The following is a 14,236-nucleotide window of genomic DNA, read 5'->3' as shown; positions in this document are numbered from 1 at the left end:
GGGATGGTTTGGCACCTCGATGTCGGCTCGTCGCATCCTGGGGCTGTAGCAGGTCCCAAGGGTTGGGCTGTTCGCCCATTAAAGCGGTACGCGAGCTGGGTTTAGAACGTCGTGAGACAGTTCGGTCCCTATCCGCCGTGCGCGTAGGATACTTGAGAAGGGCTGTCCCTAGTACGAGAGGACCGGGACGGACGAACCTCTGGTGTGCCAGTTGTCCCGCCAGGGGCACGGCTGGTTGGCTACGTTCGGGAGGGATAACCGCTGAAAGCATCTAAGCGGGAAGCCTGCTTCAAGATGAGGTATCCCACCCCTATTAGGGGGTAAGGCTCCCAGTGAGACGACTGGGTTGATAGGCCGGAGATGTAAGCCAGGTAACTGGTTCAGTTGACCGGTACTAATAAGCCGAGGACTTGACTACAAAGCTGCTACGCGTCCACTGTGTGATTCACAGCAAACGAACAACAGAAGAAACCCTACCGTGTGGGGTGGGGGTTGTTGTTTGTGTTGTTGATAGGGTTACGGCGGTTATGGCGGAAGGGAAACGCCCGGTTACATTCCGAACCCGGAAGCTAAGCCTTCCAGCGCTGATGGTACTGCACTCGGGAGGGTGTGGGAGAGTAAGACACCGCCGGACATCATCCACGAAGTGGCGCCACCCGATGCGGGTGGCGCCACTCGTGTTTCCGTGACAAGCAACGGACCGGGTAAAAGGGGGTTGGCCGGTTCCCACGGCCCCGACCACCCCCCAACCACTCAGCCGCCCAGGCTGGCTGCTGCCGAGGCGATCGCCGAGGAGAAGTAGCTCACCTGGGTGTAGACGCCAGGATAGTTCCGCCGTGCACATCCGTAGCCCCAGCTGACGATGCCCACCTGGACCAGGCCGCTGCCGCCCTGCCGGAACATCGGGCCGCCCGAGTCGCCCTGGCAGGAGTCGGTACCGCCGGAGAGCGGCCCCGCACAGATCTCCTCGGCCGCGATGACGTCGCCGTCGTACGCCGAGGGACCGTTGCAGACCTCGTCGCTGACGAACGGGACGCTTGCCTTCATCAGGTACCGCTGCTGCGCCCCACCTTCCCGGGTCGCACCCCAGCCGGCGACGGTGAACGTGCCGTTGTCGTAGGCGGTCGAGGTGGCGATCGGCAGGGTGCTGAGCCCGCTGACCGGGCTGGCCAGCCGGATCAACGCCCAGTCGTCGCCGTAGCCGTTGTAGCCGGGCGCCCGGTAGACGTAGTTGGAACGGACCTGGATCCGGCTCGACGACTGGAGGTCCACCACGCCCAGGGTGGCGGTGATGCTGGAGTTGCTGCCTGTACGCCCGACACAGTGTGCGGCGGTGAGCACCAGCCGGGGGCTGTAGAGAGAACCGCCGCAGCCCATCGAGAGTCGGACCATGAACGGGAACTCGCCCTGCGCGGCGCGGGTGCCGCCGACGATGAAGGGTGTGACGTCGGTGTTGTCCGGTGCGGCGCTGGCCGGTGCGGCCAGGATGACACCGCCGGCGGTTGCCGCGGCGAACGCGACGGCGGCCATGCGGCTGAGGAAGCGCCAACGAGCCATGGGGGTCCTCTCCGAGCATCGATGGCGCGCCTTGTGGGCGCGCCTGAGATCACGATGCCGGCAGCGTATGAACTTCCATCGCCATATAGCAATGTGCCGATGTCATCCCGGTTATGTCATACCACTGACCAGGTGATCGTCAGCCGCAGCTGTACCGGGGCTCTGCGAGGTACTTCCAGGTGAACTTCTCCCGCTTGACGACCTTCCCGTCCTTGTGGAAGAGCCGGAACGCGTCCTGGGTGAACCCGTTGATCCCGTTGGTGGGGATGCAGGACGGGCCCGGCTGGAGCTTGATCACCTTTGGCTTGGTGATGTTGCGGCGCGGGCTCCACTCCGTGGTCACCCTGTCGTAGATCTTGGTGCTCCAGATCGACACCGTGATCGAGTTGGAGGTGTGCGAGGTGTCGATCAGGACGCCGTACGGGGTGTTGTTCTTGAACTTGAAGTCGAGGTCCGGCCAGAAGATGGTCGACTCGATGACCGGGGGATAGCGGCTGAACCAGTAGGAGTGCGGCTTGTGCTCCACGTCCTCCAGCCCGGCGTAGTACGTCGCGTTGAACAGCGTGGTGGTGAACTGCGAGGTGCCGCCGCCGACCCCCGGTACCAGCTTGCCGTCCAGGATGACCGGCGCGTCCCGGTAGCCCTGGGCGTAGCCCCGCTCCCCGGTGTGCCCGTTGAGTGAGAAGGTCTCGCCGGGCTTCACCACCGTGCCGTCCACGTCCCGGGCGATCGTCACGATGTTCTGGCTGCGCGGCGAGCCGAGACCGCCGGTGAACCTGGTGGTGAAGGTGGAGACCCGCTCCTTGATTCCCATCCTGCTCAGGTCCTCGGCGCTGATCTTCGGCTCGACCGGCTTGAGCTGCGCCCGCACGGTACGGCCGTCGGTCTTCGGCAGTACCGTCAGCAGGTCCCGGGCCAGCGCGGCGGTGTCCACCCGAGAACCGCCGGAGCCGGCCACAATCTTCGGCTTGTTGCCCTGGATCGACATGCTGGCGTCCTTCGGCTTCACCTCGACCCTGCCGAGCTGGCCGGGCAGCGCGGCGCGGAGCTTCTTCTCGTCCATCCGAGGGACGATCTTGCCCGCCTTGTCGGCGGTCAGCACCAGGCTTTTGGCGATCACGGTCGGCGCGATGGTGAAGTTCCCCCGGTCGGTGGTCACCGTCACCGGTCCGGCAACCGCCGGCCTGGCCAGCTCGGTGACCAGCCGGTCGACCTCCTCGGCGGTGGTCGCCGGGTGCGTCTCGACCAGCGGTACCCGCACCGGCTGCCCGCGCAGCCATCCCTCGCGCAACGCCTTCGCCGACTCCTCGGCCTGCAGTCCCCTGCTCGGCTTCGGGTAGACCGGCCGGGGCGTCGTACCGCTGAACGTGATGGCCGGCAACGTCATCCGCTGCCCTGTCCCGCCGGCGATCTTCCGCAGCTCGGCGTCGAGCCTCTCGGCGTCGACGGTGACCACGGGCTCGGTGCTGTGGGAGCCGAAGAGCCGGCTCAATGGGCCCGGGCGGTGCCGGGCGGCCGCCGCCACCGTCGCGTCGACGTCGACCGTCAAGCCGACGGCCGCCGGTGACACCTCGCCGGTCTGGTCGCCGATGTGCACCTGGACCGGCCTGCTGAACGTGCCGGCCCGGGAGTCCAGGTCGGCGCGGAGCGTCTCGATTGCCTCGGCTCGGCTCCGGCCGCCAAGGTCGACGCCGAGCACGCTGGTGCCCCGGGGCACCTCACCGGCGTACGCGTAGCCGGCCGTGGCGCCACCGCTGGCGAGCAGCACGGCGACGGCCGCGCCACCGGTGAGCAGCAGCCGACGCACCCGGGCCCGAGGCGCCGGTTGTTCGGCGGCTTGCCCCGGAACGGTGGGGCCGGAACCCGGCCCCGGCGCCTTCCCGCCGGCCGACGTGGCGGTGGCGGTGGCGGTGGCGGTCTGAGGGGTGCCCGCGGCGGCGCCACCCGAGCCGTCGCCGTCGTTCTGTCCGACCGGGAGACTGACCGCGGTGATCTGGATGGTGGGACGTTCCTCGGCGGGCACCTTGACGGCGGGTATCCGCACGGTCGGCCGCTCGTCCGCGGGCACTCTGTCGTCGCCGCGCCGGCCGCCGGACCCGTCGCCGTGCTGACTCACGGAGTTGTCGCCGTACTGACTCACGGACACCCCTGCCTCACCGACACCTCAGCGCGATACGGCGGGCGGGCACGACAGCCGCCCGGAAAGGACCTTGACCGACTACGGTAGCCAAAAACTCGACCAGGACCGGCGGCGGGTCCGGTCAGAACGTGCCTGACCTCGGATTACCGCCGTGTCGCCCGGGCCTCCGGATCGATCGAACCCGCAGTGGACGGTGCCGGGAAGCGGTCGCGGCACGGGAGCGAAAACGGCGAATAGTCCGATCTCCGACATGGTGCGGCCGAACATCCATGGTGTTCCGTACACCTGGCAGCTCTCGGTACGCCACCGAGCCCGCATATGCTCCGACCGTCTACCCCCTTATCGGAGGCAACGTGATGCGCCGGAACAGACGCGGACGCTCGCTCAAGGCGCTGGGCGTACTGCTCACCAGTGGTGCGCTCGGTGTGACCAGCGGAGTGGCGGCCTTCGCCGCCGAACCCGTGGCGACGCCCTTTCTCAGCGAGATCCATTACGACAACGCCGGTACGGACACCGGCGAGGCGATCGAGGTCGAGGCCCCGGCCGGTACGGACCTGACCGGTTGGCAGCTCGTCCTCTACAACGGCAACAACGGAACCCCGTACCACACCCGGACGCTCAGCGGGACGGTGCCGGCGGCCGGGGTGGTCGTCGCGACGTACCCGACGGACGGCATCCAGAACGGCTCGCCGGACGGGATCGCGCTGGTCGCCCCCGACGGCACCGTCGCCGAGTTCCTCAGCTACGAGGGCGGGATGACCGCGGTCGGTGGCCCGGCCGACGGGCAGGCCGCCACCGACATCGGGGTGGCCGAGGGGAGCGGCACTCCGATCGGGGAGTCCCTCCAGCGGATCGACGGCACCTGGCGGGCACCGGCACTGAACAGCTTCGGCACCCGCAACACCGGCGGCGATCCGGACCCGGATCCGGACCCGGTCGGCTGTGACACCCCGGTCAGCCACACCATCGCCCAGGTCCAGGGCACCGGCGACGCGACGCCGCTGGCCGGTACCCGGGTGACCGTCGAGGGTGTCGTCACCGGCGACCACCGCACCGGCGGGTACAACGGCATCTACCTTCAGACCGCCGGCAGCGGCGGGCGGGCGCCGACCGCCGGTACCGCCTCCGACGGGATCTTCGTCTACCTGACCAGCAACGCCGCCAACCACCCGAGCGTCGCCCTCGGCGACCGGGTCCGGGTAAGCGGTACCGCGAGCGAGTTCAACGGACTCACCCAGGTCAGCATCGCGGCCCGGAGCGACGTGCAGGTCTGCGAGCACCAGGTCGCGCTGCCGGCGCCGGTCGCGCTCTCGCTGCCGCTGGACGCCCCGGCCCGGGAGTCGGTCGAGTCCATGCTGGTCGCCCCGGTCGGCGGGTTCACCGTCTCCGAGGTCTACAACACCAACCGGTACGGCGAGGTCGTGCTCGCCGCCGGTGACCGGCCCGCGGTGATACCGACCGACGTGGCCCGGCCCGGCACCGACGCCGCCCGCGCGGTGGCGGCGGCGAACAGACTCGCCCGACTGCTGGTCGACGACGGCCGGACCACCAACCTGGCCAGTGCCGGACTGCTGCCGCCGTACCTGGCGCCGGGCACTCCGCTGCGGGTCGGCGACTCGGTCGAGGCGTTCGGCCCGACGGTGCTGTCGTACGGGTTCGACGAGTGGCGGCTGCAGCCGACCACCCCGGTCAGCGCGGACACCCCACCGGCCGCCCGGACCACGTTCAAGGCGACCAACCCGCGTACGCCGGCACCCCGGGACGTCGGCGGAGACCTTAAGGTCGGCGCGTTCAACGTGCTGAACTACTTCGTGCACTTCGGCGGCGACGCCCGGGGTGCCGAGGACGAGGCGGCGCTGGCCAAGCAGGAGGCGAAGATCGTCTCGGCGATCAACGCGCTCGGCGCCGACGTGGTCGCCCTCCAGGAGATCGAGAACTCGGTCCGGTTCAACGCCGCCGACCCGCAGCAGGCGCTCAAGCGGCTCGTCGCCGCGCTGAACACCGCGGCCGGCGCCGGCACCTGGGACTACGTGCGTACCCCGGCGGAGCTGCCGGCCGCGGCCCAGCAGGACGTCATCACCACCGCGATCATCTTCAAGCCGGCCAAGGCGCAGCCGAAGGGCGCGTCCCGGTCGGTCAACGACGAGACGGTGTGGTTCAACGCCCGGGAGCCGATCGCGCAGACCTTCACGGCCGGCGCGACCACCTTCACCGTGGTGGCCAACCACTTCAAGTCGAAGGGCGGCTCCGACTCGGCGACCGGGGACAACGCCGACAGCGGGGACGGGCAGGGCGCGTTCAACGGTGACCGGGTCCGGCAGGCCGGTGCGCTGACCGCCTTCGTCGACCGGCTCAAGGCCGACAGCGGCAGCGACCAGGTGCTGCTGCTCGGCGACTTCAACGCCTACACCCGGGAGGACCCGATGCAGGTCCTCTACGACGCCGGGTACGTCGACCTGAACGACACCGGCAGGGCCAGTTACGTCTTCGGTGGCGAGTCCGGCTCGCTGGACCATGCGGTCGCCTCGGCGTCGCTGGCGGAACGGGTCACCGGGGTCGACGTCTGGCAGATCAACTCGCACGAGTCGTACGCCTTCCAGTACGACGGGCACCCGGCGTTCTTCGCCGCGGACCCGTACCGGGCCAGCGACCACAACCCGATCGTGGTGGGCCTGGAGACCGGGGCGACCGGACCGGTCGACCTGCGACTGCTCAGCGTCAACGACTTCCACGGTCGCCTGGAGTCGCCCGGCAACGCGCCGGACGGCCGCCCGGTCGGCGGTGCCGCCCAGGTCGCCGGACTGGTGGACCAGCTCCGTGCGGAGAACCCGAACACCCTGTTCGTCTCCGGCGGCGACAACATCGGCGCCTCCACCTTCGTCTCGGCGATCGACGACGACAACCCGACGATCGACGCACTGAACGCGATGGGGCTGGCCGCCTCGGCGGTCGGCAACCACGAGTTCGACAAGGGAGTCGCGGACCTGACCGGCCGGGTGACCGACCGGGCCGACTTTCCGCTGCTCGGGGCCAACGTCTACCGAGACGACGAGCGGGTGCTGCCGGCGTACTCGATCAGCAGCGTCGGCGGGGTCCAGGTCGGCTTCGTCGGTGTGGTGACCGAGCAGACCGCCTCGCTGGTCAGCCCGGACGGCATTGCCGGGATCACCTTCCGGGAGCCGGTGGCCGAGGCGAACGCCGTGGCCGCACAGCTCAAGGACGGCAACCCGGCCAACGGCGAGGCCGACGTGGTGGTGCTGCTCGCCCACGAGGGCGCGGCGACCGAGAACATCGGCTCGGCCGAGGCGCTGGCGAACGACCCGGTCTTCGGGAAGTTCACCCGGGCCGACGCCACCATCGACGTGATCTTCAGCGGCCACACCCACCAGCCGTACGCCTTCGAGGTGCCGGTGCCCGGCACCGACCGGCTGCGGCCGGTGGTGCAGGCCGAGGACTACGGCAAGCGGCTGGGCCGGGTCGACCTGACCTTCGACCCGGCCACCGGTACGGTCACCGCGGCCGACGCCGCGCTCGTCGACGTGGTCGGCGCGCCGCAGCACCCGGGGGTCGCGCAGATCGTGGCGGCGGCCAAGGAGCGGGCCCAGGAGCTGGGTCAGCGGCCGCTCGGGTCGATCACCGCGGACATCAGGCGGGCGTACAACGAGGCCGGCAACGAGGACCGGGGCAAGGAGTCGGTGCTCGGCAACTTCATCGCCGACGTGCAGCTCGCCGGCACCAGCGCGGCCGGCCGGGGCGGGGCGCAGATCGCGTTCATGAACCCGGGCGGTCTCCGGGCCGACCTGCTGTACGCCCCGGACGGAGTGGTCACGTACGCGGAGGCGTTCTCGGTGCAGCCGTTCGCCAACGACGTGGTGACGAAGACGTACACCGGGGCCCAGCTCAAGCAGGTGCTGGAGCAGCAGTGGCAGCCGGCGGGGGCCTCCCGGCCGGTGCTCTGGCTCGGCGTCTCCAAGGGATTCCGCTACACCTACGACCCGGAGGCCGCGCAGGGCTCCCGAATCACGTCGATGTCCCTGAACGACACCCCGATCGACCCGAGCGGCAGCTACCGGGTGACGGTGAACTCGTTCCTCGCGGCCGGCGGGGACAACTTCGCCACCCTGGCCGAGGGCACCGACCGGGTCACCACCGGTGACAACGACCTGACCATGCTGACCGGCTACCTCACCGAGAACTCGCCGGTCACCGCCGACCCGGCGCCCCGCTCGGCGGTCGGCCGGCCCGGCCCGGAGTGCACCACGACGATCACCGGTCGGCACAACCGGCCGCTGACCGTCTTCTCCGGGCTCACCTGCCTGGAGAACGCCACCGTCACCGGTCCGGTGACCGTGCTGCCCGGCGCGTCGCTGCTGGCGACCGGCGGCAGCATCTCCGGCCCGGTGACCGCCACCGGATCGGCGCTGCTCAGCCTGAGCGGCACCCGGGTCTCCGGCCCGGTGACGGTGGTCGCCGCGACCGGAGCGGTGCTGGTGGAGAAGGGCAGGGTGAGCGGTGCGGTCTCGATCGCGCTCAGCGGTGCCGGGGTACGGGTCGACACCGTCACCGTCTCCGGCCCGGTCTCGCTGGTCGGCAACGCCGGCAGCCAGCCGGTGCTGGTCGCCGGCAACACCATCAGCGGGCCGCTGAGCTGCCTGGCCAACTCCCCGGCGCCGGGCAACGACGGCCGGACCAACACGGTCCGGGGCCCGGCGACCGGACAGTGTGCCAGGCTGTGACCGACGGTCTCAGTACGGACCGACAGTCGAGGTGACGTGTCACGACTGCGGGCCCGGACCGGTCACCGGTCCGGGCCCGCAGTCGTCCGTCGTGAGGTGCCCCGGGCGGCGCGTCGTCCGTGGGCGGGAGGGACGAGGGTGAGCGGGTACCAGCCCGTACCGTTGCCGGCCGGCGCCGGCGCGACGTGCCGGGACGACCTGGTGACCGGGCTGACCGGCTGGGCCCGGTCCCGGCCGATGCGGGACCTGGTGGCCGCGTTCGGCGACGAGTTGCCCGACCGGCTCGATCCGGCCGAGCTGCTGGGCTGGCTGGACGACTTCTCCGCCCGGCACTGGGACTTCCGCAGTCGGCACGGTGCGGTCGAGCGGGACGAGGTCGGCGAGACCGCGCTCGCCCCCGGCGTCGCCGATCTGGTCCGGTCGGCCGCGCAGGCGCTCGGCCTGGCCGGTCCGCGCCCGGTGCCCGACCGGCGGTACGACCACCTGCTGGTGCTCGGCGGGCTGGCCCGGTCCTGCCTGCAACGGACCGGCTACGCCGCCCGGTTGGTCGACACCGGGGCCGTCGAGGCCGGTGAGATCGCCGCGCTGGGCAGCTTCCGCCCGCTGCGCCCGGTCGAACTCGACCGGCTGCACCTTCCCGCCGACGAGCACGCCAGGCGGCTGGACGGCGGATACGAGGTGGACGCGATGGAGCTGGGCGTCCGGGCCGCGTTCGGGTGGCCGCCGGTCGTCGAGGAACGGCGCTCGGCGGGCGAGCTCGACCACCGGTCCTGGTCGGTCGCCGTCTATCGTCCCGCCGCCCGGCCGGTGGTGCGGGTACTGGCCGCGCCGTCGACGGAGCCGGCGACCCGACGGGCGCACACCTCCGACACGTACCACTTCTGGGCGACGGAACTGAAGCCGGCGGCCGGGGACCGGGTACTGGTGCTGACCTCACAGATCTACGTGCCGTTCCAGCACTGCGACGCGATCCTGACGCTCGGGCTCGGCTACGGCTGCCAGGTGGACACGATCGGGCTGGATCCGAGCCTCCTCCCCGGACCCGGGCCGGTCGAGCCTGGCGCGGACCGCTACCTTCAGGAAATTCGTTCCGCCATCCGATCGGTACGCAACCTGCTCAAAGCGCTCGGGGAAGCACCGTCCGGGCACGTGCCGTAGACCGATGGCACAATGCACAGTCCCTTATGGATGGCAATCCGGATTTCTCGCCTGGACCGTGCCAGAGTAGGGGTTTGCCAGCACCGGACCGCCGGATCGGCCCGGTGTGATCGGCCTAACGGACCATCTTTCCGCGTGAACCGGAAACGGGGCAGCGCGCCGAATAAAGAAAGCCTTAAGGTAGCTCCTGCGTCGCCCCGCGGGGGGCAAACTCCCCTATCTGGGCAGTGCGACGCGTCATCTGTTGCGAGGAGTCCCCTTGCCTCCACGTTCCATTTCCCGGCCGTTGGCGTTCGCCTCGGCCATTGCGCTCGCCGCGACCACCGTCGTCGCCGGTGCCCCGGCCGCGCAGGCCAGCCACCCCGGCGATCCCGGCGCTCCGAGCACGTTGACCAGCAGCAACGGCACCGACACCATCCAATTCAGCAACGGGTCGAAGCTCGAGCTCGACACGGATGACCCGACGGTCACCACTGTGACCGGTGCCGCGTGGGCACCCGACGGAAGCCGGGCCATTTTCGTCACCGACAACGGCGAGATCGCGACCGTCCGGCACAACGATGGCGGCAACGCCTGGTGGGTCTCTCCGGCGCCGCCGGATGGTGGACCCGTCACCAAGTACCGCGACCCCGTCTACCGAAGCGAGGGCATCGGGGTGCTCTGGTCGGCCAAGGAGCCGGGCTCACCGTGGCGGATCGAGGCGCAGGTGGCCTCAGGCGGCTTCCTGGCGTACCCGCTCACCCCGGACGACGGGCGGCACTACCTCAACCCGGACTCCGGGCCCGGCCCGCTCTTCGTCTACCAGGTCCAGGGTGGCTCGGCGGACGCGCCGTCCGGGCCCTCACAGGTCGGCGTCTTCGACGGCCGCGGCTTCTTTACGATCCTGGACGACGCCAGCAACCCGTCGATCTCACCGAACGGCAAGAAGGTGGCGTTCGTGCGCGGCGGCCAGATCTACGCCACCGACATCGATGACGGCAGCAATGTCGTCGCGATCACCTCGAACGCGGTAAGTCACGATCACCCGACCTGGTCGCCCGACGGTAACACCATCGCGTTCACCAACGGCGACGGCGTGGCGACCGCGCCTGCCGACGGCAGCGGGGCGGCGAACCCGGCGCCGGTGGCGGATCTGTCCGGTGTGCCGTCGTACCAGCCGCGCCGGACCGACACCGTGGCCCGGCTCTCCGGGGCGAACCGGTTCGGCACCGCGAACGCCGTCTCCCAGGCACACTGGGCGACCGCGTCCAACCCGAACGACCCGCGCCAGTTCGCGGACGCGGTCGTGCTCTCCCGGTCGGACCTGTTCGCCGACGCGCTCGGCGGTGCGGCGCTGGCCGCCGCGAAGCAGGGTCCGCTGCTGATGACCCCGTCGGCGGGGTTGAACGCGGCTGTCGAGGGTGAGATCCGACGGATCCTGCCCACCGGCAAGACCGTCTACCTGCTCGGTAGCTCGGGCGCGATCTCGACGAGGGTGGAAAGCCAGGTCAAGGCGCTGGGCTACCAGGTCAAGCGGCTCGACGGTGAGAACCGGTACAGCACCTCGGTTGCCATCGCCAAGGAGATCAACCCGAACCCGACGTACGTGCTCGCCGCCACCGGCGTCGACTTCCCGGACGCGCTCTCGGCGGGTGCGGCGGCCGGCTCGTTCAACGTTCCCGGTACCGGCCAGTCCGCGGTGGTCGTCCTGACCGCCGGCAACAACCTGCCGGTCCCGACCAGGAACTACCTCAACGAGGTCCGGTCGACGTCGGCGATCGTGGGTATCGGCGTCCAGGGGGCCACGGCGACCGAGGCGTACAACCCGATCAAGATCGCAGGGGCCAACCGCTACGAGACGTCCCTCAAGGTCGCCTGGAGGTTCTTCGGCGGCACCGACCATGCCGGCATGGCGACCGGGCTGGACTGGCCGGACGCGCTCGCCGGTGGTGCCCTGATGGCGACGATCAACGGTCCGTTGCTGCTCACCCGGGGCAACCAGTCCGCGCTCTCCGTCCAGCCCGAGTTTTTCTTCGACGAGCACAGCGGGTCGCTTGACACCGCGCTGATCTTCGGGGGAACGGGCGCCGTCTCGACGGGGCAGCAGGCACCGACCGGACGATGGATCAGCGGTCCGGGTGGCTACACCGTGGTGCAGAACCCGACCAACATCGGGATCGTCGGCCTCGACCGGGGCACCCCGGACCTTCGGGCGGCGACGGCGGTGGACCCCAGCCGGGTCCGTACGCCTGAGCAACTGAAGGCGACCGCGGACGGGCTGAAGGACCGGCTCGCCCAGCGGTAGGCAGGAACGGCAATGCCAGAGGGGCCGGTCGACCGACCGGCCCCTCTGCATGTCCGGGGGGGGGGATCTACCCGGCGGTGTCCTGGATCGCCTGTCGGAAGACCCGGGAGCGGTGTGCGTAGTTGTCGAAGCGTCCGTAACTGGGGGCGGCCGGGGAGAGCAGCACCACCCCGCCGGCCGGGGTGCGCTGGCGGCCGAGCCGGACCGCCTCGGGCAGGTCCTGCGCGGCCAGCGTGGTGATGGTGCCGAGGTCCTTGACCACGTCCAGGATCCGGGGGCCACTGTCCGGGATGCCGATCAGGGTGGCGACGATCTGCTCTCCGGCGAGGAACTCGCGCAGCGGGGTGTAGTCCACGCCCCGGTCCTCACCGCCGACGATCACGGTCAGCGGGCGACCGGCGTACGCCTCGATGGCGTGGATCGCCGACTGCGGAATGGTCGAGAGCGAGTCGTCGACGAAGGTGATCCCGGAGGGGTCCTCGATCGGGGTGAGCCGGTGCTCCAGAGTCGGCAGACTCGCGAGCGCGGCGGCGAGCCGGTCCCGTTCGCCGAGACAGTCGACGCCGACCGCCCGCAGCGCGGTCAACGCCACGCAGAGGTTCCCCTCGTTGTGCCGGCCGACCAGCGGCAGCGCGGAACGCGGAAAGAGCCGATCGTCACCGAGGCGTACCCAGCGGGTGCCGTCGGGTTCGGCGGTCACCTGAAAGGTGGGCTCGCCCGCGGGGGTGGTCGCCGAGCCGGCGGGAAGCAGCGGCAGGCCGGGCCGGGCCGCGAGTTCGGCGCTTAGCCGGTCGTCGTGGGCGTTGAACGCCACCCACCGGGGCCGGTGGGCGACGAGGTTCAGTTTGTGCCGGTAGTACTCGGCCTCGCCACCGGCCCAGTCCAGGTGTTCCGGTGCGAGTGAGGTGAGCACCGCGACCTCGGGCGAGTCGGTCAGGTCGGCGCACTGGTACATCGAGAGTTCCAGGACGTAGCGCGGCGCGGGCGGCAGGTCGAGCACTGGTACGCCGATGTTGCCGCCCATCACGTTGGGGCGGTCGACGGCGGTGAGCAGGTGGCTGATCAGGTTGGTGGTGGTGCTCTTGCCCTTGCTGCCGGTGACCCCGATCGTGCTGGCCGCGTGCTCGGCCATCCACAGCGCCGTACCACTGGTGATCGGGATGCCGCGCTCGCGCAGGCGCACCACCCAGGGGTGGGTCTCGCCGATCACCGGGGAGCGGACGACGACGTCCGATCCGAGCAGTACGTCCAGGGCGGCGGGGCCGGTGTGCAGCGGGGCGAGTTCGGCGAGCCGGCCCGTCCAGGGCTTGGCGGCGTACGTCTCCCGATCCATCACCGCGACCAGGCTGGCCGGCCCGACCGGGGCGATCGCGTTGATCGCCGCGGCGCCCTCCCGGCCGGTGCCCCAGACCGCGACCCGACGCCCGCGCAAATCCGCCAGCTGCACCTGCAAACTCCCTCCGGTACGCGCCCAAACTCTAGTCCCGGCGCCCGGTGCTCCGGGCGGGGACGCCGCCCCGGGCGGTGGCGGGCCCGGGCGGTGGCCGACCCGGGCGGTGGCGGGTCCGGGCGTCGGTCGCCGGAAGTGTGAGCTTCGCCGCCGGGCGAGCGAGTCGGGAAAATCGCTTGTGAGTGAGTGACTCACTCATTAATGTTGCGCCGTGCACTCGGAGACTCCCTCGGGCCGGGCCCGGCCGCTTCCGCCCGAGGAGCGGCGGGCCGCACTGATCACGGCCACCCTGGCCCTGATCAGCGAGCACGGGGTCAAGGTCACCACCCGGCAGATCGCCGAGGCGGCCGGGGTGGCCGAGGGCACCATCTTCCGGGTCTTCCCGCACAAGGACGGGTTGGTTCGGGTGGCCGTCGAGACCGCCCTCGACCCGGCCCCGTTGCTGGAGGAGCTGGCGGCCCTCGACCTGGATACTCCGCTGCCGCAGCGGCTCACCCAGCTGGCCGCGATCCTCCAGCGTCGGCTCACCAGCATCTTCAACCTGCTGCACTCCGTCGGCATGCACGGGCCGCCGGAGCCCGAGGCGTCCGGTCGGCGCGGTGCCGCCGGGGTCCGTTCGCCGAACGGGGAGATCCACCAGGCCGTCATCCGGGTGCTGGAGCCGGACGCCGACCGTTTCCGCTATCCGCTGCCCGAGGTGGCCCGACTGCTGCGACTGCTGACCTTCGCCGGCTCGCACCCCCGGATCTCCGACAACGAACCACTCAGACCCGAGATGATCGCCGCCGTACTGCTCGACGGGATGCGGCAGCCCGAGTCCGCCACGCCCGAGTCCGGCTCGGGACGCTGTGCAGAACACAACAGACCGGACCGGCCATGACCGGTCACCGCGTCCTCGATTCCGGGGGGTC

General features: G+C 70.6%; 7 protein-coding genes and 2 rRNA genes. 6 read left to right on the top strand and 3 right to left on the bottom strand.

Annotation, left to right across the window (positions count from 1 at the left end; translation table 11 throughout):
* Nucleotides 1–418 (top strand): 23S ribosomal RNA (locus EV371_RS33200); the annotation flags it as partial.
* A 99-nt stretch (nucleotides 419–517) separates the two neighbouring features.
* Nucleotides 518–634 (top strand): 5S ribosomal RNA (rrf, locus tag EV371_RS33195).
* A 119-nt stretch (nucleotides 635–753) separates the two neighbouring features.
* On the opposite strand, the gene EV371_RS33190 is transcribed toward rrf, so the two are convergent.
* Nucleotides 754–1,557 (bottom strand): trypsin-like serine protease, encoded by an 804-nt coding sequence (locus tag EV371_RS33190; protein ID WP_130465535.1) that lies wholly within the window; start codon nucleotides 1,555–1,557, stop codon nucleotides 754–756.
* Nucleotides 1,558–1,696: 139 nt separating this feature from the next.
* Nucleotides 1,697–3,601 (bottom strand): VanW family protein, encoded by a 1,905-nt coding sequence (locus EV371_RS33185; RefSeq protein ID WP_486485002.1) that lies wholly within the window; start codon nucleotides 3,599–3,601, stop codon nucleotides 1,697–1,699.
* Between the two features lie 452 nt (nucleotides 3,602–4,053).
* Between EV371_RS33185 and EV371_RS33180 the strand changes: the two genes are divergently transcribed.
* The 3 genes from EV371_RS33180 to EV371_RS33170 all read left to right on the top strand — a co-directional run bounded on the left by EV371_RS33180 (nucleotide 4,054) and on the right by EV371_RS33170 (nucleotide 11,875).
* Nucleotides 4,054–8,433 (top strand): ExeM/NucH family extracellular endonuclease, encoded by a 4,380-nt coding sequence (locus tag EV371_RS33180; protein WP_130465534.1) that lies wholly within the window; start codon nucleotides 4,054–4,056, stop codon nucleotides 8,431–8,433.
* 138 nt (nucleotides 8,434–8,571) lie between these two features.
* Nucleotides 8,572–9,591: a hypothetical protein gene (locus tag EV371_RS33175; RefSeq protein ID WP_130465533.1), complete on the top strand. Its 1,020-nt coding sequence runs from the start codon at nucleotides 8,572–8,574 to the stop codon at nucleotides 9,589–9,591.
* Nucleotides 9,592–9,850: 259 nt separating this feature from the next.
* Nucleotides 9,851–11,875, top strand: a complete 2,025-nt coding sequence (locus tag EV371_RS33170; RefSeq protein ID WP_130465532.1) for a cell wall-binding repeat-containing protein — start codon at nucleotides 9,851–9,853, stop codon at nucleotides 11,873–11,875.
* A gap of 67 nt (nucleotides 11,876–11,942) precedes the next feature.
* Here the strand turns inward: EV371_RS33170 and murD are convergent, their stop codons facing one another.
* Nucleotides 11,943–13,322, bottom strand: coding sequence for a UDP-N-acetylmuramoyl-L-alanine--D-glutamate ligase (gene murD / locus EV371_RS33165; RefSeq protein ID WP_130465531.1), 1,380 nt, complete (start codon nucleotides 13,320–13,322; stop codon nucleotides 11,943–11,945).
* A 214-nt stretch (nucleotides 13,323–13,536) separates the two neighbouring features.
* On the opposite strand from murD, the gene EV371_RS33160 reads away from it, so the two are divergent.
* Nucleotides 13,537–14,205, top strand: coding sequence for a TetR/AcrR family transcriptional regulator (locus EV371_RS33160; RefSeq protein ID WP_130465530.1), 669 nt, complete (start codon nucleotides 13,537–13,539; stop codon nucleotides 14,203–14,205).
* Nucleotides 14,206–14,236 lie beyond the last annotated feature (31 nt).

The sequence above is a fragment of the Plantactinospora sp. CNZ321 genome, assembly GCF_004217235.1.
The sequence above is the reverse complement of the archived record's forward strand: the minus strand, read 5'-3'. Positions and strand labels throughout refer to the sequence as shown.

What these genes read in the sequence shown, in the direction of transcription:
- EV371_RS33190 (WP_130465535.1), bottom strand. Translation starts at nt 1,557, where the DNA reads ATGGCTCGTTGGCGCTTCCTCAGCCGCATGGCCGCCGTCGCGTTCGCC.
- EV371_RS33180 (WP_130465534.1), top strand. Translation starts at nt 4,054, where the DNA reads ATGCGCCGGAACAGACGCGGACGCTCGCTCAAGGCGCTGGGCGTACTG.